Origin of the sequence: Peijinzhouia sedimentorum (assembly GCF_049340005.1) — a bacterium.
GTDB lineage: Bacteria > Bacteroidota > Bacteroidia > Cytophagales > Cyclobacteriaceae > CAXBDP01.
On record NZ_JBMPIY010000001.1, the window covers coordinates 103,246 to 129,650 of the forward strand.

Genomic DNA, 26,405 nt, shown 5'->3' on the forward strand with positions numbered 1-26,405 from the left:
TATTTTTAGGCACTTTCGCACATTCAATATTTACAAATATAGGCTTGTTTTAGGCTTATGCATTTATCTCAACTTATACTTTCACCATTTTCTTGGCTTTATGGTCTGGGTGTCCGTTTGCGCAATCACCTTTATGATATTGATTATACAAAATCGCATGAATTTGACTTGCCAATAATAGCTGTGGGTAATTTGAGCGTAGGTGGCACTGGAAAAAGTCCGATGGTAGAATGGCTTGCTACTTGGCTTCAAAGTAATTACAATTTGGCCATACTAAGTCGTGGGTATGGCAGAAAAACAAGAGGATTTCACTTAGCGAACAAAGCGTCTAGTGCTAAGCAATTAGGAGACGAACCATTTCAGTTTTACAGAAAGTTTGGCGGGAGGGTTAGCGTTGCTGTAGGAGAGGAGCGTGCTTTAGCCATTCCCGAAATTCTATATCACGAGCCAGATACAAATCTTATTATCCTTGACGATGCATTTCAGCATAGAAAAGTAAAAGCTGATGCGTACATATTACTTACGGATTTTAGCTATCCATTTTACGAGGATTACTTAATGCCTTCTGGCCGTTTGAGAGAGCCAAAAGAAGGAGCGATTAGAGCAGATGTTGTTGTTGTAACCAAATGTCCGAAAGATCTTTCTGTAGAAAAGAGAATATCAATTATCAATGAGATAAACAAGTTCACAAAAAAAGGTACCTCAGTATTCTTTACCACTCTTTCTTATGGTTTGCCATATCCATTGTTTGATATTAGTCAATCTGAAATGTCGAATTCGGTAATTCCTGTAAGTGGCTTGGCAAATGCTTCGGCTTTTAATGCTTACCTCAAAGAAAAATATCATGTGGCTGAGTATTTCAATTTTCGTGATCATTATGAATACAAAGAGATTGATATAAAGAGAATTTCGGAAATTGCGCAAAAGAAAAATGCAAGCATTGTAATTACTGAAAAGGATGCTTCCAAATGGGTGGAAAAAGATTTATCAGAATTGGCAAAAGAATTGCCTGTCTTCGTGTTGCCAGTTAGGCATCAGTTTTTGGCAGAAGAAGAAAGCTTTAAGCAAATTTTAATAAGAATGATTGAAAAAAACTGAGTTACTAAAGGATTCCTTTTCCGTATTTTTGACCGTGAATTTAAAACACTTTCTAGTTCTATTTTTTATTTTGGTTTTGGGCCTAGCTCAAAATTCCTTTGGGCAGATTCTTAACGATTCGGCACAAAGCGTATATGGGCCAAAAACAACCACCTACACCACTGGCAAAGCTATCAGATTGAGCGATATTCATTATCAGCCTGTGGATACTTCTATGCATGCCTTCCATCGATTTCAGAAGGTTCATCAACTTGGAAATAAATATCAGGATTTAGGAAATCATGGCACGGCTATGTGGCCAATATTTTTTGAAATGCCCACCACAGTTGGAATTTCATCTGGTTATAATGCTTATGATTTATACTTCAAAGATAAATCTAAAATTAAGTACTTCGATACCAAATCGCCATATACCAATTTAGCTCCTGTGTTTGCCGGAGCTGGTCGTAGTTTGCTCGATATTGACTTCAGCCGAAATGTTTCTGAATATTGGAATGTAGGTTTTAATTTCAATACCATCCGAATGGATAAACAGTTGGCAGCAGCTGGAAGAGGAGATAGGAATGTTGAGTCTAACAGCTACGATATTTACACCCATTATCGTGATTCTTCAGAGCGATATCAAGCTGTAGCCTTTTTCTCACGTATGTCGCATGGAGTTTCTGAGTCTGGAGGAATTATACCACCCGAAGTAAATGAAGAATCTGAATATTTTTTATACCGAGATTCACGAGTTTATCTTAGTAATGGAGGTAGTCAAGAAGTCAGACAAAACTATCATTTATATCAGGAATATATGCTGAAACCATTATTTGGAATTTTCACAGAGTTTGATCGCCAAAATCAGGTTGTGAAATTTCTCGATGGTACAAGTGGTTCAAATGAATTCAATTACTACCCTGAATATATCATCAGTACAAGTTTAACTGCGGACAGAAGTAAAATGAGTCAGACTGAATTAACTGGTGGTGTAAAAGGGAAGTCTAAGAATCTATTTTATTCATTTTATTACAAAAATAGAAATCTCGTTTTTCAACCAAAATACCTTGATGAATCCCGTTTTATTGAACATTATGTGGGCACAGATTTAAGGTGGGAATTCGATTCCTTATTTCGAATAGAGGCGGGAGGTGAATACACGATTGAAGGTAATTATCGATTGGAAGGAAAGTTATCTTTATTCAATTTCGAAGCTGAAGCTAAACAAACCTTGAGTGCTCCAAATATGCTACAAAGGCAATATCTAGGGAACCATTATGCTTGGGAAAACTCATTTTCAAACCAATTTTCGAATCAATTGAACCTTGGATATCGCTGGACTAATGAAACAATGATGATTAAACCTAAGGTTTCCTTCACTAGCATTTCTAACTATATCTATTTCAATCAAATGAAAGTACCAGAACAAGCAACTGGCAACATCAGTATGCTTTCGCCTGGAATAGATTTTAGTATCAATTTTTGGGAAAACATGAATTTCAATGCTGAAGTTATTTATTCAAAAGTGGCGGGTGAATCAGCTGATAAATATCGTTTGCCTACTTATTTTGCTAATGGACAGCTTTATTATTTGAATAACCTATTTAATGGAAAATTAACGATACAGACCGGTATTGATCTTCATTATAAGTCTGCATGGTTTGCCAATGGATATGATCCTATTACTCAGCAATACCACCTGCAAAATGAATTTGAAATTCCTTCCTATGTGTGGGCTGACTTTTTCATTAATTTTAAAATTAACAGGACACGTATTTTCATGAAGCTTACACACCTTAATCAAGGTTTGATGGCCGAGGATGGATATTTTGTTACTCCGTACTACACTGGAATGCCTCGAATATTCGACTTAGGACTTAGCTGGATGTTTTTTGATTAATTATGGAAACCTTAGGTTTAGAGTTACCCACTGATCCGAGGTGGGTAAATATTGTTGAAATGGACATCAGAGAGATTCTGATAGATCATGCTTATTGTGAGCAAAAAGCAGCATCCTCGTGCATTTCACTCATTTGTTTGTATCCTGAAAAAACTAAAATGATTGAAGCACTTACTCCGGTTGTTGCAGAGGAATGGAGTCATTTTGAAAGGGTGATGGAGCATTTGAAAAGGCGTGGATTTGAGTTTGGTAAGCAGCGCAAAGATGAATACGTAAATCAACTTCTAAAGCTTGAGCGAAAAGGAGGAAACCGTGATCAACAGCTTTGTGAAAAACTGCTCTTCAATGCGCTAATCGAAGCTCGAAGTTGTGAGAGGTTTAAGCTTTTATGGAAACATATCCAAGACGAAGAGTTATCCAAATTTTATTATGAATTGATGGTTTCCGAAGCTAGTCATTATCGAAACTTCATTGAGCTGGCAAAAGAATACCAACCCGAGGATGTAGTTTGGGAAAGGTGGAAAGAAATACTGCAAGCAGAAGCAGAGATTATAAAAAATCTCGAATTAAGAGGGGATCGAATGCACTAATTGTAAGTCCAATTAATTAGCAATTACTACAAATTAAGTCTTTAATTTTTTCTTCTTTGCCGCTGGAAATAAAAGATTGTTTAGTATTAATCTGTATCCAGGTGAGTTTGGGAATAAATTCATGTCTGTAGGTTCTTCTCCAACAAAGTGCTGATAATCTTCTGGATCATGGCCGCCATAGAAAGTCCAAAATCCTTTGCCAAATTCACCGTGCAAATATCTGGCTTCATCGATATCCTTCGTTTCACCAAGTATTACTACATCTGATTTCACGAGATTTTTCTTATAGGCGGTACTTTGTCCCATAAATCCTTTGATAATTCTTTGATGGTTTTGTGTAAGCATGGTAGGTATTGGATCCCATTTGGCTGAGAATTGAAATAATGAGAAGAAGTCATTTCTTTCAGATAGTCCACGTTCTATTTGCTTATTGTCAATGTTGGAATATGCGTATTCGACCGGATCCATTTTCAATCTAAAATTCTCAAAAGCAAACGTTTTAGAAAAATCCAGTTTATCGTTTGCTCTTGGATCTGCTCCATCACCATCGTACATGCGTTCAATAAAATCCACATTTTGAGCTGCAAGAGCCACATCAAAGGTCTCAGTTGCTGAACACATGGCAAAAAGAAAGCCTCCTCCCGCCACAAATTCTTGCACAGTTTTAACAACACCCAATTTCATTTCAGAGACCTTTTTGTAGCCAAAATTACTAGCTACTTCTTCATATTCTCTAACCATTTCTTGGTACCAAGGGAAATCTTTAAAGCTTCTGTAAAACTTACCATATTGCCCAGTAAAATCTTCATGGTGTAAGTGAAGCCAATCGTAATTTGCTAATTCACCTTCTAGTACTTCAGTATCGAAAATTATGTCGTAGGGAATTTCTGCATAGCTCATTACCAAGGTTACTGCATCATCCCAAGGTTGTTTACTTTTAGGAGAGTAAACTGCAACTTTTGGCGCTTTATCCAATTGCATTACATCTGCATTGGATGAAGGACTTCGAATTTCATTTCTTATCTGATTGGCTTGTGCGCTACTTATGACTTGGTACGAAACATTGCGAATAATACATTCATCTTCAAACTTTGATGTATAGGGCATCATGAAACTTCCACCTCTATAATTGAGTAGCCATTCTACAGATGTTTCTCTCTCTAAAACCCAAAATGCAATACCATATGCCTTTAAATGGTTGCTTTGCGTATCGTCCATTGGAATAAGGATTTCATTGGCATTTGCAGCAAAAACCATTAAGAAAAAGGTGCAGACTATAATTATTATCTTTCTCATCATTCTTATCAACTGTATTTAAAACCTTTTAGGCGTTTCAACCCTCAATTTACGTAAATATCCATCGTGTTGGTAACGGCATTGTGTAGGTTTACGAAGTTATTATAAAAATGGTATGGATTTTTCAGAAAATGTAAGAGAAGGCCTTCGATCTATGAAGGGCAGTATGTTGAGAACAACACTTACTGCATTGATTGTAGCTATTGGTATCACATCGCTAGTAGGAATGTTGACAGCGATCGATGGTATTCGTGCATCTGTAGAAGATAGCTTTTCGACCTTTGGTGTAAATACATTCGATGTAGTATCTAAGCGAGTAGAGCGTGGAAGAAATGTAGGTGGAATTCAAGAAAAACGGGTGCCTCCATTAAAGATAAGAGATGTAAAGGCATTTACTCAGGAATTCCAATTTGCAGACGCAATGACCATTACGACCAACGTGGGCGGTGCTGTTGAAGTAACTCATCAATCATTGAAAACGAACCCAAATAGTAGAATTATGGGCACGGATGAGAACTATATTTCTATTAATGGTTTAGAATTAGCGCTAGGAAGGAATTTTACACCTGATGAAATAGCAAGTGGTGCTCCAGTGGCAATAATTGGAAGTGAAATTAGGAATACATTATTCCCAAATAATGCTGATCCTATAAATAAGCAAGTAAGCTTCTACGGAAGAAAATATAATGTAATTGGTGTATTAGACAAGCAAGGTGGTTTAGGTGGAGGCGGGGGCGCTGATCGAAATATATTGATATCATTTGAAAACGCTTCGAAATTAGATAGAAATGGCACTTTCACCTATGCGATTAAAAATATGGTAAGCTCGCCTGAAGTTACTCCTTTTGCAATGGGAGAGGCTACTGCATTGATGAGAAAAATTCGTCGTGATGAAGTGCTAGATTTCGAATCTTTTGAAGTTGTGAAAAGTGAATCACTTTCAGAAAGTTTGGATGAAATTTCAGGTTATTTAAGAATCGGTGGCTTTGGGATTGGGTTCATTACTTTATTAGGTGCTTCTATAGGTTTGATGAATATAATGATGGTGACCGTAACTGAGCGTACTAGAGAAATCGGAATCAGGAAGGCTATGGGTGCCACACCTCTAAAAATTCGAGAGCAGTTCTTAATCGAAGCTATCGTGATCTGTTTAGCGGGAGGATTCTTGGGTATTTTGCTGGGAATTGGAATTGGAAATGGTGTCTCGAATGTAATATCACCTGGCACCTTTGTAATGCCTTGGCTTTGGATGATGGTAGGTTTGGTTGTGTGTGTGGTTGTAGGTCTTATTTCCGGATTTATTCCAGCAAATAAAGCTTCTAAATTGGATCCGATAGAATCCCTTCGTTACGAATAATAAAGTTTAATAATCCATTAGTTCCATTCATGTAAGGTTGATTTGATATAGTAATTAATTCAATTACATTAGGTTTAGTAAATAACCCAAAATAATCAACCTATGAAACGTCTATTAAATTACTCCAAAATTCTGAGCTTGTTTTTTGCCAGTGCCTTGTTATTTAGTTGTGGTGAAACAAGTACTGAAAGTACTACCGAAGTAGAAGAAACAACCGAAGAAGTAGCGGATGCGCCGAATATTCAAGGTGCTTGGAAATTACAATCCACAAATGGTGTAGCTGAGGAAAATGAAGTTGTGGCGATCGTTTCTCCAAGCTTTACTGCATTTTCTGTAGGAGCGGCTGAAACAGGTGAATTTATAGCAGCAGGTGGTGGATTCTATAATTTTGATAATGGTAAACTCAATGTGGAAGTAGCCTTTGATACAGAAGATAGTACAATGGTGGGTACAACTATAGCATATGACTATTCTTTAGACGGCAATACTTTCACTACAATGCACGATGGTAATACCTATGTTTATTCAAAAATTGATGACTCTGTAACCGACTTAACAGGAAACTGGAGAATGCTAGGTAGACCAAATGCCGATGGTGTCTTGGAGGAAAGAAGACCAGTAGGTGATAGAGTTACAATAAAAATATTATCGGGAACAAGATTTCAGTGGGCTGCAATCAATACAGGCACAAAGCAGTTTTTGGGAACGGGTGCTGGCACTTACACAATTGAAGATAGTACATACACAGAGCATATTACAGTATTCTCAAGAAACAATGATAGAGTTGGAGCAGTTTTGCCATTTAATTATAGAATTCAAGATGGCGATTGGTATCATTCTGGCAATAATAGTTCAGGAGAACCTATGGCAGAAGTTTGGGCGAGATACGAAAGATAATTTATTTATATCTTTAAGGCTTTAGCCCGGTTTTTGCCGGGCTTTTTTCGTTTTATTCAAATAGCATAGAAAGGAAATCGTATATGAAAAATATCAAGTTTGCATTAATATTCACACTCATTTTTAGTGGCTCTGCTATGGCTCAGCAATCTGAAGAAGAAAAGATGAATGTTGCTTATGATAAGTATATAGAAGGAGAGTACCATGCTGCCATTCAGGATTTTACAGCCATCATTAAGAGCAATTCTAAAAATGCTGAAGCACTCTTTATCAGAGGAATTTGTCTGTCAAGTATTGGCTCAGAAGAGCCTGCAATTGAGGATTTCACTAAAGCATTAGCAATCAATCCAAAATACAAAGAGGCATATTTGGAAAGAGCTTATTCTAAAAATAATTTGGAAGATTATACAGGAGCGCTTGTAGATTATGGAAAGGCGCTTGAAATTGATCCAGATTATGCGGAGGCCTATCTGAATAGAGGTACTTTATATTATGAAATGGATCGTGATGCAGAAGCCTGTAAGGATTGGCGAAAAGCCATGAACTTAGGTTTCAAAATTGCCGAGCAAGTGGTTGAGGCTAATTGCAAGGAATGTAATCCATAATTAGCCATCAATCTTCCATTGCTTCTTCTCTTAGGGCTTTTTTTAGCTGGTGTGGTAATGGCGATTTACCTCGAATTGCCCAGACTAGCGACCAAATCCAGCCAATAATGGTCCAACCAAAAAAGAGGTTTAAAAGTAAAACCTCCCTCAAATTCTTTTTGGAGAAGGCGAGTAAAGTAGGTAAGAAGTAAAGCAGGACAAATAAGAGGTTGAGCAAAAGTGATTTTGTGGTCATTTGAAGAGAATTTTAGCCAGACTTTTTTAAGCCTGGCTATTTATTTTTAAAACAATGGTTTGGCAGGAGTATTATCCAGAATCTCCTCGATCTTAGTTATAACTTCATCAGTCAATTTTGGTAAGACATCAAGACTTTTAAGATTTTCTTCAAGCTGACTTAGTTTTGATGCGCCTAGGATTACTGTACTAACATTCGGATTTTTAAGGCACCAAGCTATTGCAAGGTTTGCCATTGAGATTCCAATTTCTTTTGCAAAAGCAGTCATTCTTCTAATTTTTTGCAAATTTTCTTCTCTCAGTGTTCTGTCCTTTAGCCATTCCATACCTTCAATTCCCAATCGAGTATCATCCAGAAATCCATCATTGTATTTGCCAGTAAGGATTCCAGAAGCCAATGGTGACCAAATAGTTGTACCTAAACCTACAGTTTTATAAATCTGGCTAAATTCTACCTCAACCTTATCTCTTACAAGCATATTGTATTGTGGCTGCTCCATTACTGGGCCGATCAAGTTGTAACGCTGGGCAATCATATGAGCTTCCATAATTTCTTGTGCACTCCACTCAGATGTACCCCAATAAAGCACTTTGCCTTGCTGGATCAAGTTGTGCATAGTCCAGACGGTTTCCTCAATAGGCGTTTCCTTATCAGGTCTATGGCAGAAGAATAAATCTAAGTAATCTACTTGCAGTCTTTCGAGTGCAGCGTGGCATGCTTCAATGAGATGTTTTCTGTTTAGGCCTTTTTGAGTGGGGGTGAGTTCTCCACCAAGACCAAAAAAGGCTTTGGAGCTTACCACATAGGAATCTCTACGCCAGTCCATTTTTTTGAGAATTTCACCCATTACAATCTCTGATTGCCCACGAGCGTAGATTTCTGCGTTGTCGAAGAAATTGACACCATTGTCATAGGCCATTGCCATCAAATTCTCGGCAGTATTATCTCCAATTTGTTTGCCGAATGTTAGCCAAGAACCAAATGAAAGAGCACTTACTTGAAGTCCTGATTTTCCTAGTCTTCTATATTCCATATTTCATTTTGTATAATATATTTCCTTTTCATGATTATGCTCACGAAGCATTCCTTCATGCAACAAGTTAACGATAATCTTTGTTGCTCTTCGCTTCGATACATTTATCAATTTACAAAACCTTTTGAGCGTAATCCGTTCATTTTCCTGCAAAAAATCCATCAATTTTTTTTCATTTTTATCTAAAGCTCTATCTGTTTTATTAGTAGAATCTATAAGACCCTTTTCCATCATTTTTATTAATTTCTTGGAAGCTGGAAGACTTTTATCTGCTATTCTAGTATATACTTTCCATTCGTCGTTTGCATCTAGTGTTTTTACGGGTTTTACAATAGCTTCTGAGATTTCTGCTATCAATATGTATTTTGGTTCATCATATTCATTTTCAGCTTCTTGCTCCAATACTTGAAATGAAAATCCGACTGGAGGATCGCATAATTCACCTCCCGCTTTTTCCAGCATATACTTCTCTTCTTCTGGATCTATCCCAATTATTCGCTTATTATCACTTATGCCAATCACTAATTTTCCGCCCTTAGTATTTGCAAATGCACCAATCGATTTAGCAATTTTATGTAAATTATTGATCGATTGTTTGAAGTCTAAAACCTCACTTTCATTCTGTTTTACTAAATATTCTAACATCAATAGTGGGAAATTTAAATTCTTTTATAATTTGGATTGTCGAAACGATTTATTCAATAGCAAAAGGCACTGAAAGATTCAGTTTTTTTACGTCATCATAATCAATTTAATTACTTTTTCAATCTATTGTTATGTCCAATACCAACAAAGGTTTTGATCCTGAAAAAATAGAAGAATTCCGCAACAAGCTGAAAGATTCTGGCAAGTCTTTTTTATTAGTAAATGCTCAAGATAATTCTGATGAGTATATGAACTTTCAATTCCTTGGCATTTATGAAGGGCGGGAGGTTATATACGATGCCGTGATTTATACTTTAAGACTACAGCATAGCAGTGAGATATATGAGATTGCTGAACACAAAGCTGCGAAGAAATTTAAAAACTTCAAGCCTATAAAATATCAGGAAGATGAAAATGGAAATTTGATCCCACTGACAGCAGAAGACGAAGAAATGGGTTTATACATGGCTGAAGTAATGGCTGACTTGGAAGAAGAAGAAGCTGTAAAAGTACAAGAACATGTAGAAATCGATGATAATGTGGATTTTGGTGTGGCCTTGGATATTGGGTTAAATATTGAAAAAGTCACGGAAAGAGTAATTAATAAATTTATTAAAGACTTTAATGAGGATACATTATCGCTTGACACTACTATGTATTCTTTTATAAATGAAGATGACGAAGAAGAATAATTTCTTAACATATCGTCAACTTTACTGTTAGTAATTTATGCTTAAAATAGCTTGGGCACCAATTTATGCTCATTCGTTACCAGTAGGACACCGATTTCCGATGATCAAATACGAGCTGCTTCCTGAGCAGCTTTTGTATGAAGGCACCATCCAATCTCAAAATCTATTTGAACCAAAGCCTATGTCCGAAGAAATAATTCTTCAAGTACATGATATAGCATATTGGCAAAAGTTGATTGATTTGAATCTAAGTAGAAAAGAAGAGCGAAAAACTGGATTTCCTTTAAGTAAAGGATTAGTAGAAAGAGAAATTACTATATTGGACGGAACGCTCCAAGCTTCTATTTATGCACTAAAGTACGGTGTGGGTATAAATGTGGCGGGAGGTACACATCATGCATACCGTGATAGAGGTGAGGGCTTTTGTTTACTCAATGATGTTGCCGTTTCAGCCCAATATCTTTTAGATCATTACTTAGCAAAGCAGATCTTGGTAGTAGACTTGGATGTTCATCAGGGAAATGGCACTGCCAAAATATTTGAAAATGAATCTAGGGTTTTTACTTTCAGTATGCATGGAGCCAAAAATTATCCAATGCACAAAGAAAAATCTGATTTGGACGTAGAGTTAGCCGATGGAACGGGTGATACAGAATATCTTAAAAAGCTAAATTTTCATCTTGATAAAATAGTTGAAGCAGTAAATCCAGATTTCGTATTTTTTGTATCTGGAGTAGACATTTTGGCTACTGATAAATTAGGCAGATTGGGTGTGAGCTTAGAGGGTTGTAAGGGAAGAGATCGCATGGTAATTGAAATGTGCAAAAGCCTGAAATTGCCATTAGTAATTAGCATGGGAGGAGGATATTCTGAGAAAATCCAACATATCGTAGAAGCCCATGCAAATACATTTAGATTGACACAAGAAATTTACTTTTAAGCAAGTGGATTTTAACCATGAATCAACTCAATCAAAATTTATGAAAACTAACCAAAGCAAGCTCAAGCGGAAATGGCTTTCCTTGTCTATTGGAGGTCTTATTTTAAACGGAGCAGGTCTGTCCATAATGGGAGAAGGCTTGATTTTAAAATATGAACAAGCTCCATTTATTGACTGGTTTATAATGGGCACTTTGGGTTTAACATTAATCAATGCGGGGATTTCTCTAATTGGAGGAGCAGTAATTACTAGGGTAAAAATGAAAAGCTAATTGCTCGAAAACTTACTTTCAGTATATTTGCCCAAATTTAAACCGAAACAAAACGTGAAAAACCTTTCTTTAATCCTCAACATCGTCTTGCTAATAGCAGTAATTTACCTTTATGTAGATAAATTCTCTGGAAACTCATCAGAAACAACCATTGCTTCAATGGAAGAGTCAGGTGACATGGCTTTAGCTTCAGACTTAAATATTGCCTATATCAATTCTGATACTTTGTTGGCTAAGTACGATTACTTTACAGAGATAACTGGAATTCTTGAAGAAAAAAGAAATAGTGCTCAAGCAGAATACAGCAATAGAGCTCAAGGCTTACAACAGGAAATTGAGACTTTCCAGCGTACAGCTCAAGGAATGACTATGGCACAAGCTAGAGCAAAAGAAGAAGAGTTAGTTCAAAAGCAGCAAACGCTACAAGTGTATGAGCAAAACTTGAGTCAAGAATTGATGAATGAAGAAGCCAAATTAACTAACGCTCTTTACGATACCATTGCTGATTATTTAGCTACTTATGGTAAGTCTAAAAACTTGAATATAATCCTTACATATACAAAAGGAAGTGGTGTATTATATGCAAATGAAGGTCTAGATATTACAAATGAGGCAATCAAAGGCTTGAATGAAAGATATACTACAAATAAAAATTAAGTTTTTGTAGACAAAATCCGTTATTTTAAAGCCTGACTTTTTTGGTCGGGCTTTTACTTTTTAATTCATACGATTTTAGCAATATTTGATCATGGGTAACATTACTGAATTTTTAAAACATCATTACAGACATTTCAATGCGGCAGCATTAATTGATGCAGCAGAAGGATACAAAAAACACATTACGGGTGGTGATAAAATGATGATAACCTTAGCAGGTGCAATGTCCACTGCTGAGCTAGGTTTATCTTTAGCGGAGATGATTCGCCAAGATAAAGTTCATATAATCACTTGTACAGGAGCCAATCTCGAAGAAGATATTTTCAACTTGGTGGCACATGATTTCTACGAGCGCATTCCAAACTATCGTGACCTTACCCCAGAGCAAGAGCAAGATCTGCTTAATAGGCACATGAATAGAGTTACAGATACATGCATTCCCGAAATGGAAGCAATGCGCAGATTAGAAGGTGCAGTACTCAAGCAATGGGAAAAAGCAGACCAAGCAGGTGAATCGTATTTTCCACATGAGTTCTTCTACAAAGTTCTTTTGAGTGGCGATTTGGAAGAATACTATCAGATAGATCCGAAAAATTCTTGGTTGTTAGAAGCAGCAAAGAAAAACTTACCTATTATCGTTCCAGGTTGGGAAGATTCTACACTTGGAAACATGTATGCCGGCCACGTGATTGCTGGTGATATCAAAGATGTACACACCATGAAAGGTGGTATTCAGTATATGATGTATTTGGCAGACTGGTACACTAAGACAACTGAAGATTCAAGTGTTGGCTTCTTCCAAATTGGCGGTGGTATTGCCGGTGATTTCCCTATTTGTGTTGTGCCGATGTTGCATCAGGATTTGCAAAGAGATAGTGTGCCTTTATGGGGTTATTTCTGTCAAATAAGCGATTCCACTACAAGTTATGGTTCTTATTCTGGAGCAGTTCCGAACGAGAAAATTACTTGGGGTAAATTGGGTATTGATACTCCGAAGTATATTATCGAATCTGATGCTACTATTGTAGCTCCTTTAGTATTTGCAATTATATTAGATTTATAGAATTATCCATTGAAAATTGAAATCCTGCTTTTGGGCAGGATTTTTTCATTCTAACTATTTGTATCTTTAGAGTCCTTAATTAATTAAGGGCCATTTATTTACTATTTGGCTTGAATAGAACATTAAATTCAGATTTTGTTTCAAATCATATTTAATATCCTTGGGCGTTATAAAAACATGCCATCAGTTGCGATGTTCTTATCTTTATGTTTTTGCCTAATTGTTATATCACAAGCATTTGCTCAAGGAAACAAGTATATCCAACAAGAACCTATTTCTGAGAAAGTAAATAGTCAGTACGATGAGCTACATCCAGTTATTAGTCCAGATGGGCAATTACTCTTTTTTACCATTCGTTTTCAGCCCAAAAATATTGGTGGCGAGTTAGATCCAGGAGATATTTGGATAAGTGAATTGAAAGGAAATGACGAATGGTCAAAACCTGAGAATGCTGGAGAGCTTTGGAATAATAAAGGCTATAATATCCTGTATAAGTTTTTTGATAAAGGCCAAAAGGCACTTCTTTTAAATCAGAATGAAGCCAACAAATCAACTATTGCGGTAAGCAGCTTGCAAGAAGGAGAATGGTCGAAGCCTATTTCCCTAACGATAAAATCTTACTACAATCGCTCTGGTCACTTAAGCGCAAGCATTTCTGATAATGGAGAAGTTTTAATCTTATCAATGGAATCCTTTGGTTCAGTAGGTTATGAGGATCTGTATGTAAGTTTCCGCGAAAATGATAGTGTCTACAGCCAACCTGTAAATATAGGTGAGGGCATAAATACTAGTTTTCAAGAAATGACTCCACATTTATCGGATGATGGTCTTACTTTATATTTTGCTAGCAACGGTCATGGTGGCTTTGGAGGACGTGATATATTTGCCAGCAAACGATTAGATGAAACTTGGCTTAATTGGTCCGAACCAGTAAATCTTGGGCCAGGAGTGAATTCACAAGGTATTGAGCTTTCATTTTACGAAAGTGATAGATACCCACTGGCCTTTGTAAGTTCCACACAAAATAGTCGTGGTATGGGCGATATCTTTAAAATGACGATTACTGATTCTCCTTTTCAATTGGTAGCTAATAATACTAATGAATCAAAAATTGTACGCCCAATACAAACTGAGAAGAAGGAAGAAACTGTGGAATTGGTGAAAGCTGAAATCGAAACTAAAGAAATAAAAGTTGAGGTAAAAACTGGAGAAGTTGCCAAAACCGAGCAGGTGAAAGTCGAAGAAAAGCGGGAGGTATTTACTGGACAATCATTGTCTAATACCAAAGCCATAAAAGCGGACCGAGCCACCACTGTCCCAAGTATGGTCAATCGAAATTTAGCTGCTGTAACAATAAAGGAATCTACGGTCAGAATTGCAGGTAAAGTATTAAATATCAGTGAAAAAGAGCCACTAAAAGCAATAATCCAGTTTGATAATGAGGAAAAAATTACCACAGATGCTGAAGGGAATTTTGAATTATTGATTGCTGATAATGAGCTTCGCAAAGCTTGGGTTTTAGCTGAAGGAATGAAACCGCTTGCAATAGAATTAAACTCTAATGAAACTTTCCCTGAATTCTATCTCACCCAAGAAGGGAGTTTAAGTCGAGTTTCTAATATTACAAGCTTAGCAACAATCCCAATTGATGAAACTGGTATTTCTAGTTCTGCTCCAATAATGAAAATAAGAAGCATTCCTAAACTCAAATGGACTGTAAAAGATGCGGAAAGTAAGGAGGAAATTGAAGTTTCATGGCAATTGGTAGAGAATAACCAAACAGGAGAAAGCGGAAGAACTGAAGCTGATGGTGTCATCATTTTAGCAGGAGAGAATCTAACATCCTCCCGCCTCAATTTGGAAGCGCCAGGATATACAAGTCAAAATATAACTATTGAGAATGCACTACTCAATGAGCAGGATTTTTATCTTTCAAAAGGAATTTCTGGCAGTTCAATTCTTCAAAAGAAAGGTTTTATTGCAAAGATTTTTCAACCCAATTTTCAAGAAATTAAGGATGTAGATTTAGTCAGTATTGATTTACCAAAACAGCCTTTTACTATCAGTATTGCGGATGAAATTGGAGGTAGTATTTCTACTTTCAAAGTTAGCTTAACTGGAAACTGGAATGAAGTGCCCACTATAGATATTGAAAAGGGAATTGCTTCATTTGTGCTATCTGATTCACGAACCCCTAGAAAACTGAAAGTAATTTCATCCGGTTATTTTCCTCGAAATGTGGAAGACACTGAATGGCAAAATGGAAATCATATTGATATAAGTTTGGAGAAAATTGAAATAGGAGCGGAGTTCATTCTTTCGACTTTGGAGTTTGAGCAATCGACAATTAGCTTCACTGATTCTACAGTAATTGACGAGCTAGATCGACTTGCAGATATGCTTTTGAATACTGAAGGTCTTGAAATTCAATTGACTGGATATACAGATAATCAAGGTCTTGCTCGTGAAAATATGGAGCTAAGTACGGAACGGGCTACAGCAGTTAAAGAATATTTGGTAGCTAAAGGTGTTGATGCTTCTAGAATAGAAGCAAGAGGATTGGGAAGTGCTAATCCAATTGCGAGTAACCAAAGCCCGGAAACCCGCAAACTTAACCGTAGAGTAGAAGTAGCCATTGTAAAGGTGGGCGAATGATTGTTTTGTAATATTGTAGGCCAATTTATGATATGCCCAAAATCTCGCTAATTATCTGCTCCTACAATCGTGCTCGCTTTATCGAGCCTGCTTTAGAAAGTATTATTGCGCAGGAATATGAGGACTTTGAGGTAATTTTTGTCGAGAATAATAGTCCAGATAACACATTGGAGATATGTCACAATTTCCAAAAAGCGCATCCGAATTTCCCTTTAAAAATATTTACAGAGTATAACCAAGGCCATTCCTTTGCAAGGAATAGAGGTATCAAAGAAGCTAGTGGCAAAATCATTTCATTTATTGATGACGACATTATTCTAAAAGCAAATTTCTTAAAGAATCTCGCCGATTTTTTTGATCATCATCCCAATTTACAAGCTGCGGGCGGGAAGATAATTCCTCATTTTGAAGCTGGAAGGCCTATTTGGTTGAGCTCGTATTTAGAGCCACTTTATGCTTGTGTAGATCTTGGTAATGTGCCAAAGCAATTCAAAGGCAGGAAATATCCTTTTGGTGCTAATATGGCTTTTAAAGCTAAGATTTTCGATAAAATTGGCTTATTCAATACCGATCTGGGAAGAAAAGGAAGCAGTCTTATGGGAGCAGATGAAAAGGATATTTTCCAAAGGATTAAAGGAATTGATGAGGAAATATGGTACATTCCCAATGTTTCTCTTCTTCACATAATGCCAGCAGATAGAGGAGAAGTAGCCTATATCAAAAGGCAAGCGATTGCAGTGGGTCAGTCGGAGCGGGTTAGAGTAGGTGGGAGTTATGATGCCATACTAGGCAAGATTGGATCTGAGATTATAAAATGGGCCGGAAGTGTTGTACTTGGTCTTGGTTTTTTAATTCAAATGCAATCTCCAAAAGCCATAATGTTACTTAGATTCCGTTATTGGGTTTTATTAGGCTTGTTAGGTATTAGGAAAGCCTAAGCTCAAACATTGAAGTAATATTGAGCCAACCTTTCAGTCCAGTTTATCTCATTCAATTTCGAAGAAGAAAATCCCACATGACCTCCTTTTTCTGGGTAGAGCAAGTTTACATTTGGGTTGTTGATTTCTGTTTCTGTTGGAAAAGCCAATTCTGAAAGGAAAGGATCATTTTTGGCATTTACTACCAAAGTTGGAATGGCGATATTACTCAAGAAAAACAATGAGCTACATTGAGTATAGTAGTCGTTAGCATCTATAAACCCATGTAATGGAGCCGTTACATAATCATCGAAAGAAGTTAAGTCATTGATATATTTCAAATTTTTCGAATCAACCCTGTCTGGCATTAACTCAGCTTTTGAGCGCACTTTTTCTTTGAGGGTAACTAAGAATCGATGAGAATACATTTTATGCTGTGGTTTTGAAATTACCTCACAGCAAGACTTTAAATGCAGTGGAACAGATATAGCAATTGCTTTATCAAAAATGCCAATAGCTTTGCGTCCTTGTTCGCCGAGGTATTTCAGAATCAAATTTCCACCAAGACTAAACCCTATCAATGAAATAGAATCATAGTTTTTGGAATTTCTAGCATAGTCAATTACTCTTTGTAAATCGCTTGTTTCACCACTATGGTAAAATCTTGGTAATCTGTTGAGCTCACCACTACAGCCTCGAAAATTCCATGCAAGTACATCCATAGTTGGCGCAAGGGCTTTGGCCATGCCCATCATATAAGCTCGGTCAGTGCTACCTTCCATTCCATGGCAGATAATCACCAATCGTTTATGATCATCCTCCCGCTTCCAATCCAAATCGATAAAATCTCCATCGTCCAATTCCCATCTTTCACGCTCATATTGTAAGCCATCAATCCTTCGCCATAATGCCGGTACTACGGTTTCTATATGTCTACTAGGCATCCATAATGGCCTTTTATAACTTTCGAAATCTGTCAATTTCATTCTCTCTATATTAAGCCTTTCAAATTTATCAAATTTAAAGAAGCTCAATTTACTATTTGCTTTTTGAATAAGGCCATTTATAAGCTATTTTTGAATCTTTATATTTGAATACGAAAAACTAATAATATGGCTGAAGTAATACGCATGCCCAAAATGAGTGATACCATGGAAGAAGGTGTTATAGCGGCATGGTTGAAAAAAGAGGGAGATAAAGTTAGTGCAGGTGATATTCTTGCCGAAGTAGAAACGGATAAAGCTACTATGGAATTGGAGGCTTTTGAAGACGGCGTACTCTTGCATATTGGTATAAAAGATGGTGAATCTGTACCAGTGGATGGTGTAATTGCGATAATTGGTAAGAAAGGTGAGAATATAGATGATTTACTGAAAGACCTTGAAAATGGAAGTGATACCAAGGTTTCAGCTGAAGATAAGAAAGAAGATAAGTCTGAAAAGGAAGATAAGAAAAGTGAGGATAATGGAAGTGAAGAAGAAATTGATGTTTCAGCTATAAATGCAACTGTAATCACCATGCCTAAAATGAGCGATACTATGCAAGAGGGAACGATTGCAGCTTGGCTCAAGAAAAAAGGCGATAAAATAAGCTCAGGTGATGTAATTGCCGAAGTGGAAACAGACAAGGCAACCATGGAATTGGAAGCTTTTGAAGATGGTGAACTACTGTATATTGGTGTAGAAGAAGGTGATTCAGTTCCTGTGGATGCTGTAATTGCAATAGTAGGTGAAAAAGGAGCAGATGTTGAAACACTATTGAAAGCTCACAAGAATAAGAAAAGTGAATCAAGTGATTCTAAGGAGAAGGGAGAGAAATCTGAGAAATCAGAAGCAAAATCTAGCACACCAAAAGCGGAAGCTGTATCCGTAAGTAAAGAAGAAAAAGCGGGAGGAAGCGACGGAGAAAGAATATTTGTAAGTCCACTCGCTAGAAAAATGGCTGAAGAAAAAGGCTATGATCTTAACAAGATAAAAGGTAGCGGTGAAAATGGTCGAATTGTAAAGAAAGATATCGAAGAATACACTCCGCAAGCTGAAGCAAAAGCAAGTGAATCCAAAGCAGCTTCCAAAAAAGAAGAAAGTGCTCCAACTTGGGTGGCTAGTCCTATTGCACCGGGTGAAGAGAAGTACGAAGAAGTGAATGTATCGCAAATGCGTAAAGCAATTGCGAAGCGTTTGGCAGAAAGCAAGTACACTGCTCCACATTTCTACCTCACTATGGAGATAGATATGGACAAAGCTATAGCGGCTCGTCAGAGTATCAATGAGCTTTCGCCTGTCAAGGTGTCATTCAATGATATGGTGATAAAGGCAGCAGCAGCGGCATTACGTCAGCATCCAAAAGTAAATGCAAGCTGGAGAGGGGATAAAATTCGATTCAATCAGCATATCCATATTGGTGTGGCAGTAGCCGTGGAAGAAGGTTTACTAGTACCAGTAGTTCGTTTTGCAGATCAGAAATCCTTATCCTCAATAGCCTCAGAAGTGAAAGAGTTGGGTGGAAAAGCTAAAAATAAACAACTTCAACCAGCAGATTGGGAAGGTAACACTTTCACTATTTCAAATTTAGGAATGTTTGGTATTGAGGAGTTTACAGCGATTATCAATCCTCCAGATGCGTGTATTATGGCTGTAGGTGCTATCAAAAAAGTGCCGGTAGTTCGCAATGATGAATTGACAATTGGTAACGTGATGAAAGTAACACTTTCATGCGATCACCGTGCAGTGGATGGTGCAGTTGGCTCGGCGTTTTTACAAACGTTCAAGTATTTATTAGAAGACCCAGTTAGGATTTTGATTTAACAATCTTCAATATAGAATACAAAGTCCCGTTACATTGGCGGGACTTTTGTTTTTAGCTGGAAATTATAAACAAAGTATTTTAATTCGATTAATATGAAAATAAGATCAACAACCGTAGTGGCAGTGAGGCATAATGGCAAAGTAGCCATTGGTGCAGATGGACAAGCTACTATGGGCAATACAGTAGCAAAGAGCAATGTGCGAAAAATAAGAAAATTGGCGGGTGGAAAAATCCTAGCTGGTTTTGCAGGAAGTACTGCAGATGCCTTTACACTTTTGGAGCGATTTGATGAGAAGTTAAACGCTCATGGCGGCAATATGAAAAGAGCTGCTATTGAGCTTGCAAAAGACTGGAGAATGGATCGTTTTCTCCGCAGATTAGAAGCGATGATTATTGTGGCCAATGTGGATGAAATTCTTGTTATTTCTGGAACAGGCGATGTGCTTGAACCTGATAATGCAATTGCAGCAATTGGGTCGGGAAGTATGTACGCTCAGTCCGCAGCCACTGCATTGAAAAAACATGCAACAAATTTAAGTGCAAGGGAAATGGTAGAAGAAAGCTTAAATATTGCTGCTGATATCTGTATTTATACCAATCATAATTTAGTGATAGAAACCATAGATTAAAACTTCAGATTTTGAACAAAATTACCATCTATCATCACGCAAGATGTGGCAAAAGCAGGCAAACGCTTGCTCTTTTGAGAGAAAATGGAATTGAACCGGAGATCATTGAATATGTGAAAAATCCTCCCAGTTTCGATGAAATTGTGAACGTTTTAAAGCGATTAGATATACCAGCCGAAAAGTTGGTGCGAAAAAACGAAGCAATTTTCAAAGAGAACTATAGCGGGAAGGAGCTTAGCGAAAAGCAGTATATTCAAGCAATGGTTGATGATCCAATTTTGATCGAAAGACCCATCGTAATTAAAGACAACAAAGCGGTGATCGGAAGACCACCCGAAAACATTAATCTTTTATTGTGATGAAAAAAATTGGAAGCCTTTTATCTGTAGGTGTATTCTTGATCCTTTCGGCATTTTATATTGCTGATGATGCTAAGCCAATGCTTTTGCTTAATGGTACTTTTCATTTAGGTAATGGCGAAAACCTTCCCAATAGCGCAATAGCTTTTAATGAAGAGGAAATGCTTTTTATGGCTGATGCCACCACTGCAAAAATTGAAATAGAACGCTTCCAATTACTTTCAATTCCTCAAATGCACATCTATGCTATCGAGTTGATAGATGCTTCCGATTCTAAGATATTTTCTGAGGAATTTCCTAATCTTATTTCCCTGTATTCCTCAAGAGATTCTGTAGCCACTGCTAAGGTTTTTCATAAGCAATTGACGGCGTCTTATTTTGAAGAGAAGCGCAGTCCAAGTTTTATTGTGATCAATAAGGAATGGAACAATTCTTTGCCATTTAAGCTCCTCTATGTTTTTATAGACGGGAAAATGGTAAAAGGCCCGGCCAAGAAATAATTTCCTCCCGCTTTTCTGAAAATGTGATACGTTAACTTGCTTGGAGGTTTTGATAAATCCTCAATTTCTTGCTGACCATAAGGCTATTTGGTTAACTCAATAGCATTCAAAATTATTTCACAAGCTTCACGAATTTCAGCATCACTTATGGTAAGCGGTGGGGCTATTCGCATACTATTGTCACAGAATAGGAACCAATCTGTAATGACTCCCATTTCTATAGCTTTATCAATTATCTGTTTCAACCGATCGAAATCTTTGAACTCAATCGCCATCATGAACCCGGCTTCACGGATCGCTTTAATTTCAGGGTGAATCAAAAGGCTTTTGAATAATTCAACCTTAGTTGGGATTTGCTCATAAAGCTTCTCATCACGAATAATTTCTAAAGCTGCCAATGAGGCGGCGGCTGATACAGGATGCCCTCCAAAAGTGGTGATATGCCCTAATATTGGGTTTTCACTTAAGCTAGTCATTATTTGCTTGCTACTAATAAAAGCACCAATTGGCATGCCTCCACCCATTCCTTTGGCAGTTACCAATATATCAGGTTGGATGTCGTATTGCTCAAACGCCCAAAAGCTACCTGTACGCCCAAATCCCGCTTGTATTTCATCAAGTATAAGCAATGTGCCTGTTTCATTACAACGTCTTCTGAGCGCCTTCCAATAGCTTTTACTGGCCGTTCTTACTCCTGCTTCTCCTTGCACAGTTTCTATTATTACTGCAGCCGTATTTGTATTTATTTTTTCTAATTCAGCCTCCATGCCAAAATGGATTAAAGAGATGCCTGGTAATAGTGGCCTATAAGCTTGCTTAAAGCTTTCTTCCCCACCGACAGACAAGGCACCATGCGAGGAGCCATGATAGGCTTTTCGGCAAGAAACAATATTCGCTCTGCTAGTGTATCTTTTTGCCAGTTTCAATGCTCCTTCAACAGCCTCACTTCCAGAGTTAACTAAATACACTGAATCCAAATTGCTTGGCAAAGTAGCCGCCAAAGCATTTGCTAATTTTACTTGTGGGCTTTGAACATATTCGCCATATACCATTAGATGCATATATTTATCTAATTGATCTTTGGCTGCCTGAACTACTTTCGGATGCCTATGGCCTACATTACTTACACTAATTCCTGATATTAGATCAAGGTATTTTTTGCCATCTGGGGCATATAAATAAGAACCTTCGGCACGTTCAATCTCAATCATCAGTGGAGTGGATGATGTCTGTGCTAAATTTTGAAGAAATAATTGACGATTTGTGAGCATTTGGCAAAATTACAAAATTGCATGGAGCTATAAATTTGTAATTTCGGGCACTAATTAATTATGATCAAATTAAAAGAACATAATATTCAAGTTGGTTTAGTGTTTTTGCTTTCGGCGATTGTACTTACCATCAACTTGGGGCAATCTCCTTTCTTTTTGGAAGAACCCAGACGTGCTCTTGTGGCAATAGAAATGCTATTTTCTGGCAATTATTGGGTGCCAACTATTCATGGAGAAATATATTTAAATAAACCTCCCGCTTTCAATTGGCTACTAGCGATTGGCTTCCAAATTTTTGGTGTGCATGAATGGGTTCCAAGAGGAATCACAGTTATTTCCTTTATGATAATGGCTTTTGTTATGCATCGCATAGGCCGTCAATATCTAGATGAAAGAACTGTATTTCTAGCAACTGGTCTATTTTTGGTTTCCTCTGATATTTTATTCTACTTTTCATTTTTAGGTGAAATTGATCTATTCTTTTCGCTCATTTCGTTTTTGAGCATTATTCTCATTTTCCATTATGGTGAACAGAAAAAGTTTTGGCTACTTTTTCTTTCTGTCTATTTTTTATCTGCCATTGGATTTCTTACCAAAGGTCTTCCATCCTTGCTCTTTCCATTTTTCAGTTTACTTGGTTATTTTATTTGGAAAAAGGATTTTAAGAGACTTTTGTCAATTCAGCATATAGCTGGAATTTTGGTTTTGATTATCATAGTAGGAGGATACTTTTATCAATATAATCAATATGCTGATGCATCTGTTTTCATAAAGAACTTGTGGTCTGAGTCGAGCAATCGAACCAAAGAGGTGGGAGGTATTGGGGATTTTCTTCAGCATTTTATAACCTTCCCTTTCAGTTTTGTACTTACAATGTTGCCAGCAGGTTTTATGCTTCTTTTTTTGCGTAAGGATTCATTTTCCAAAATCAAGGCTCAGCCATTTTTGCTTTTTTGCTTACTTATGCTATTAGTGAATTTGCCAGTTTATTGGATTTCTACAGGTACAAGATCTCGCTATTTGTATATGTTTTACCCTTTTGCTACGCTAGTACTTACAAGTCTTTATTATCAATTTCCTCCCACACATTCTCGAATCATTTGGTTCAAAAAGGTGATTTATGGATTGTCATGGCTTATTCTGTTTTTATTCTTGCTCGCATTATTACCATTTGTTTCCATTCCAAAAGTCTTCAACCTTAATGGTGTTTTAGGTTTTTCAATAATAATAGGCCTTGTTTTTATTGTAGCTCAATCAAAAAGAAGGTGGTCTAAAATATACCTTTTGATTCTGATGCTTCTTGTAGTACGTGGAGTTTACGGTTGGGTGTTGACAGAAAGCAGAGTTGTAGATAGTAATGCAGCTACAGATAAAGCAATAGCCATTGAAATGGCAAAGCAAGTGGGAGAGGAGAAACTTTCAATATTAGCCCCTAGCAAAATATCATTTACAGTTTCATACTATTTGGAGCAGCATTTGGAAGAGATTGTTCCTTACTCTGATGAAATAATTGTCAATCAGTATATGATTGCAGAGAGTAGTTTGCTGAATGAAGAAGTGATAGAAAAAATAAATAGCTTTGAATATCAGGGAAAAACATTCCTGCTATTCAAAGCTATTGAAGATTAATTAATACTCGTTGATGCTAAATTCCACCCGCCTGTTCAAGCGTCGGGTGCGTTCGGTGGCATTGCTGGCTATTGGGTCACTACCTCCATAAGCTTTTGTTTTTATTCTTTTCGGGTCAACTCCTCTTTCGACCAGCATATTCTTAACAGTTATCACTCGCTTCTCTGAAAGCTCCTTATTAAGTTTTTCGCTACCGATGTTATCAGTATGGCCATGAAGGGTAATGCTTATATTCTCATTCATTTCAAGTAAGTCGAATAGTTCGTCTATTGAGCCATTTGAGGTTTCAATAATCACATCAGAACTTTGAACGAATAGTAAGTTTGATAAAACTATATTTTTGCCGATTTCAATTTTACTCAATTCAGCTATATATTCACCATCCTCGATTTTAAGCTCTGATAGTTGACCTCTCCAGCTTAAATAGCCATCTGCTTTTACTATTACAAATTGTCTACCTGAAGTAGGAATGCTAGTTTCAAATACTCCGATTTCGCTACTCTGTCTTAGATTTCGACCTGCTATTTGAGGTTCACTTTCTATAAGATTTTTTGTGTTTGCGTCAATAACTTTCAATTGAATATTGCGCATTGGTACCCTTACTTTATTTTCTAATTCCGTTCTGAAAGTAGCCATACTAGGCGAATTGCTAACTGTAAGACTTGGATCAATACTAGTTTGTTTTAAGTAGATATTTTTAACTACGGTACCTTTGATTACATGACTCAAGTCTAGCTCTTCGTGAGAATATTCGTAACCTAATGCAGTTGTTGTGATTTCGTATTTAGCTCCTAGCTCTAATAATGCCTCATACAAACCCAAATCTTTATCTGAGGTTACACTACTTTTGAATAAATCATTATCCGAAAATCTCAATTCACCTGAAATAGGTTCTCTTGTGTCGGCGTCTAAAACTTGGCCAATTACACGGAAGGTATTTTCTGGTAAAAACTCATCTTCTAATTCCACTCTATATATATCTCTAGAGCCACCAATTGACCCTTGGTCGGAAACCATATAAGCTATACTTCCTTCATTTGGAATCGTGAAATAGGCATCAAAGCCACTCGTATTTATTTCTGATCCTAAATTGGTAGGAGCCGACCAATTGCTCCAAGAATCGTCTAACCTTCTACTAATAAAGATATCTGAATCGCCTAGACCATTGTGACCATAAGACGAAAAGTAAAGTGTTTTGCCATCTGCTGCGATGAAAGGGGAAAACTCATCAGATTTGGAATTAACTTGCTTGCCTAAACTGCTTGGAGCCGACCAAGTATTGTCGCCCTCATAGAAACTTACGTAAAGATCCATTCCGCCTTGGCCGCCAAGTCTACTCATGGCCATAACCATCACTTGGCCATTTGGAGAAATCGAGTAATCCACGAAATTTGCAAAATTGTAAAGGCTCTTTATTCTGATTGGTTCGGGTGTTTGCCAAACTCCATTTTCTTTTCTACTAAGACTCAATCCTTTTTTATAGCTTTTATCTGACTGATAGTCATTTATGAGATAAAGGGTATTGCCATCTGACGATATAGAAACTACTCCATTTGGATGACGGTCGTTGAGGTTGTTTCCAATATTAACTGTATTGGACCAAAGACCATTTTGCATTTCTGCGTAAAAAATATCTTGCTCGTCTTTAGTACTACCAAAATTATCTGGGTGATTTTGACGGCTGAAATAAATTGTATGTCCAAATGGAGAAATTACTGGCTTTACCTCATCATATCTACTATTAACATTTGATCCAAGGTTTACTTTTTTGATTCCATTGGACAACATGCTTGTGTTGACAATTTGCTTTTGAGAGAGACCAATACTTTCGAAGTAAAGACTTCCTAAATTTGGATCTGCACTCGAAGTAACACCTATAGCATCAATTTCGGCATGACCTTCTTCATAATAAGCCAGAATACTTAATTCTATTTTCTTTATTTCAATATTTTGTTCTTTTAGAGGAATTCTCAATACTCTATAGTCAGCATCTATTTTATACCCACCATCATACACGAGGTGTTTTGATCCAGCTTTATCATATGCGATTACTTTATTGATTCTGCCCGGAAGGTAGTTTTCAATAATTATTATCTGCTTGCTGTTTACTGCCTCATCAAAACTAACAATCAATCTCCCGAATCCATTTTTTACTGCAAGGCGATATGCATTTGAACTTGGTTCTCCATAAGGATGAGCCGAAGGTTCGCCAAGCACATTTTGCGCGCTACCAGCGTCTTCGCTATATTGATTGTATTGATATTCTACTTGAGTTGCCCAATGGATTTTATCTTGTGCTAGCGATTGACTAGCGATTCCTAAGATTAATGAGCAGACGAACAAAAATTTTGCACTTTTCATAATACGATGTCGATTTTTGAG

25 protein-coding genes are annotated in these 26,405 nt (G+C 37.0%); 18 read left to right on the top strand and 7 right to left on the bottom strand.

Annotated elements, in window-relative coordinates; translation table 11 throughout:
• The first annotated feature begins 57 nt into the window (after nucleotides 1–57).
• From lpxK to miaE, 3 genes are read left to right on the top strand one after another with little or no spacing between them, the layout of a single operon-like run.
• Nucleotides 58–1,098, top strand: coding sequence for a tetraacyldisaccharide 4'-kinase (gene lpxK / locus ACOXY8_RS00510; RefSeq protein ID WP_458329595.1), 1,041 nt, complete (start codon nucleotides 58–60; stop codon nucleotides 1,096–1,098).
• Entirely contained in the window at nucleotides 1,085–2,977 is a 1,893-nt protein-coding gene (locus ACOXY8_RS00515; RefSeq protein WP_458329596.1) for a putative porin, read from the top strand. Before lpxK ends, ACOXY8_RS00515 begins: the two co-directional genes overlap by 14 nt.
• 2 nt (nucleotides 2,978–2,979) lie before the next feature.
• Nucleotides 2,980–3,567, top strand: a complete 588-nt coding sequence (gene miaE / locus ACOXY8_RS00520) for a tRNA isopentenyl-2-thiomethyl-A-37 hydroxylase MiaE (protein ID WP_458329597.1) — start codon at nucleotides 2,980–2,982, stop codon at nucleotides 3,565–3,567.
• Between the two features lie 33 nt (nucleotides 3,568–3,600).
• On the opposite strand, the gene ACOXY8_RS00525 is transcribed toward miaE, so the two are convergent.
• Complete coding sequence (locus tag ACOXY8_RS00525) at nucleotides 3,601–4,863, bottom strand: asparagine synthetase B (protein ID WP_458330090.1); 1,263 nt, start codon at nucleotides 4,861–4,863, stop codon at nucleotides 3,601–3,603.
• 115 nt (nucleotides 4,864–4,978) lie between these two features.
• Here ACOXY8_RS00525 and ACOXY8_RS00530 point away from each other — a divergent pair, with 115 nt between their 5' ends.
• From ACOXY8_RS00530 to ACOXY8_RS00540, 3 genes are all read left to right on the top strand, one after another.
• On the top strand, nucleotides 4,979–6,220 hold the full coding sequence (locus ACOXY8_RS00530; protein WP_458329598.1) for an ABC transporter permease: 1,242 nt from the start codon (nucleotides 4,979–4,981) through the stop codon (nucleotides 6,218–6,220).
• Nucleotides 6,221–6,322: 102 nt separating this feature from the next.
• Complete coding sequence (locus ACOXY8_RS00535) at nucleotides 6,323–7,117, top strand: membrane or secreted protein (RefSeq protein ID WP_458329599.1); 795 nt, start codon at nucleotides 6,323–6,325, stop codon at nucleotides 7,115–7,117.
• 83 nt (nucleotides 7,118–7,200) lie between these two features.
• A complete protein-coding gene (locus ACOXY8_RS00540) occupies nucleotides 7,201–7,722 on the top strand; it encodes a tetratricopeptide repeat protein (RefSeq protein WP_458329600.1) in 522 nt (173 codons plus the stop codon).
• Nucleotides 7,723–7,729: 7 nt separating this feature from the next.
• Here ACOXY8_RS00540 and ACOXY8_RS00545 read toward each other — a convergent pair whose 3' ends face one another.
• Genes ACOXY8_RS00545 through ACOXY8_RS00555 form a run of 3 tightly spaced genes read right to left on the bottom strand, consistent with a single transcriptional unit; the run spans nucleotide 7,730 to nucleotide 9,635 of the window.
• Nucleotides 7,730–7,957 (bottom strand): superinfection immunity protein, encoded by a 228-nt coding sequence (locus ACOXY8_RS00545; RefSeq protein ID WP_458329601.1) that lies wholly within the window; start codon nucleotides 7,955–7,957, stop codon nucleotides 7,730–7,732.
• Nucleotides 7,958–8,003: 46 nt separating this feature from the next.
• A complete protein-coding gene (locus ACOXY8_RS00550) occupies nucleotides 8,004–8,990 on the bottom strand; it encodes a potassium channel beta subunit family protein (RefSeq protein ID WP_458329602.1) in 987 nt (328 codons plus the stop codon).
• Between the two features lie 3 nt (nucleotides 8,991–8,993).
• Nucleotides 8,994–9,635 (bottom strand): AlbA family DNA-binding domain-containing protein, encoded by a 642-nt coding sequence (locus tag ACOXY8_RS00555; RefSeq protein WP_458329603.1) that lies wholly within the window; start codon nucleotides 9,633–9,635, stop codon nucleotides 8,994–8,996.
• Nucleotides 9,636–9,766: 131 nt separating this feature from the next.
• Between ACOXY8_RS00555 and ACOXY8_RS00560 the strand changes: the two genes are divergently transcribed.
• From ACOXY8_RS00560 to ACOXY8_RS00590, 7 genes are all read left to right on the top strand, one after another.
• Complete coding sequence (locus ACOXY8_RS00560; RefSeq protein WP_458329604.1) at nucleotides 9,767–10,327, top strand: hypothetical protein; 561 nt, start codon at nucleotides 9,767–9,769, stop codon at nucleotides 10,325–10,327.
• A gap of 37 nt (nucleotides 10,328–10,364) precedes the next feature.
• The gene (locus ACOXY8_RS00565) at nucleotides 10,365–11,267 is read left to right on the top strand and encodes a histone deacetylase family protein (protein WP_458329605.1); all 903 of its coding nucleotides are present in this window, start codon (nucleotides 10,365–10,367) and stop codon (nucleotides 11,265–11,267) included.
• A gap of 40 nt (nucleotides 11,268–11,307) precedes the next feature.
• Nucleotides 11,308–11,538, top strand: a complete 231-nt coding sequence (locus tag ACOXY8_RS00570) for a hypothetical protein (protein ID WP_458329606.1) — start codon at nucleotides 11,308–11,310, stop codon at nucleotides 11,536–11,538.
• A gap of 54 nt (nucleotides 11,539–11,592) precedes the next feature.
• The gene (locus ACOXY8_RS00575; RefSeq protein WP_458329607.1) at nucleotides 11,593–12,195 is read left to right on the top strand and encodes an OmpH family outer membrane protein; all 603 of its coding nucleotides are present in this window, start codon (nucleotides 11,593–11,595) and stop codon (nucleotides 12,193–12,195) included.
• A 91-nt stretch (nucleotides 12,196–12,286) separates the two neighbouring features.
• Entirely contained in the window at nucleotides 12,287–13,258 is a 972-nt protein-coding gene (locus ACOXY8_RS00580; protein ID WP_458329608.1) for a deoxyhypusine synthase family protein, read from the top strand.
• Between the two features lie 177 nt (nucleotides 13,259–13,435).
• Entirely contained in the window at nucleotides 13,436–15,913 is a 2,478-nt protein-coding gene (locus ACOXY8_RS00585) for an OmpA family protein (RefSeq protein ID WP_458329609.1), read from the top strand.
• Nucleotides 15,914–15,945: 32 nt separating this feature from the next.
• Nucleotides 15,946–16,851 (top strand): glycosyltransferase family 2 protein, encoded by a 906-nt coding sequence (locus ACOXY8_RS00590; RefSeq protein WP_458329610.1) that lies wholly within the window; start codon nucleotides 15,946–15,948, stop codon nucleotides 16,849–16,851.
• A 2-nt stretch (nucleotides 16,852–16,853) separates the two neighbouring features.
• On the opposite strand, the gene ACOXY8_RS00595 is transcribed toward ACOXY8_RS00590, so the two are convergent.
• Nucleotides 16,854–17,816: a YheT family hydrolase gene (locus ACOXY8_RS00595; RefSeq protein ID WP_458329611.1), complete on the bottom strand. Its 963-nt coding sequence runs from the start codon at nucleotides 17,814–17,816 to the stop codon at nucleotides 16,854–16,856.
• A 126-nt stretch (nucleotides 17,817–17,942) separates the two neighbouring features.
• Between ACOXY8_RS00595 and ACOXY8_RS00600 the strand changes: the two genes are divergently transcribed.
• The 4 genes from ACOXY8_RS00600 (at nucleotide 17,943) to ACOXY8_RS00615 (ending at nucleotide 21,123) form a co-directional block, all read left to right on the top strand.
• Complete coding sequence (locus ACOXY8_RS00600) at nucleotides 17,943–19,634, top strand: pyruvate dehydrogenase complex dihydrolipoamide acetyltransferase (protein WP_458329612.1); 1,692 nt, start codon at nucleotides 17,943–17,945, stop codon at nucleotides 19,632–19,634.
• A gap of 93 nt (nucleotides 19,635–19,727) precedes the next feature.
• The gene (gene hslV, locus ACOXY8_RS00605) at nucleotides 19,728–20,264 is read left to right on the top strand and encodes an ATP-dependent protease subunit HslV (protein WP_458329613.1); all 537 of its coding nucleotides are present in this window, start codon (nucleotides 19,728–19,730) and stop codon (nucleotides 20,262–20,264) included.
• A gap of 11 nt (nucleotides 20,265–20,275) precedes the next feature.
• On the top strand, nucleotides 20,276–20,623 hold the full coding sequence (gene arsC, locus ACOXY8_RS00610) for an arsenate reductase (glutaredoxin) (protein WP_458329614.1): 348 nt from the start codon (nucleotides 20,276–20,278) through the stop codon (nucleotides 20,621–20,623).
• A complete protein-coding gene (locus ACOXY8_RS00615; RefSeq protein WP_458329615.1) occupies nucleotides 20,623–21,123 on the top strand; it encodes a hypothetical protein in 501 nt (166 codons plus the stop codon). Before arsC ends, ACOXY8_RS00615 begins: the two co-directional genes overlap by 1 nt.
• Nucleotides 21,124–21,206: 83 nt before the next feature.
• Here ACOXY8_RS00615 and ACOXY8_RS00620 read toward each other — a convergent pair whose 3' ends face one another.
• Nucleotides 21,207–22,394, bottom strand: a complete 1,188-nt coding sequence (locus ACOXY8_RS00620) for an aspartate aminotransferase family protein (protein ID WP_458329616.1) — start codon at nucleotides 22,392–22,394, stop codon at nucleotides 21,207–21,209.
• Between the two features lie 60 nt (nucleotides 22,395–22,454).
• On the opposite strand from ACOXY8_RS00620, the gene ACOXY8_RS00625 reads away from it, so the two are divergent.
• On the top strand, nucleotides 22,455–24,023 hold the full coding sequence (locus ACOXY8_RS00625) for an ArnT family glycosyltransferase (RefSeq protein WP_458329617.1): 1,569 nt from the start codon (nucleotides 22,455–22,457) through the stop codon (nucleotides 24,021–24,023).
• On the opposite strand, the gene ACOXY8_RS00630 is transcribed toward ACOXY8_RS00625, so the two are convergent.
• Nucleotides 24,024–26,384, bottom strand: coding sequence for an OmpA family protein (locus ACOXY8_RS00630; protein ID WP_458329618.1), 2,361 nt, complete (start codon nucleotides 26,382–26,384; stop codon nucleotides 24,024–24,026).
• Nucleotides 26,385–26,405 lie beyond the last annotated feature (21 nt).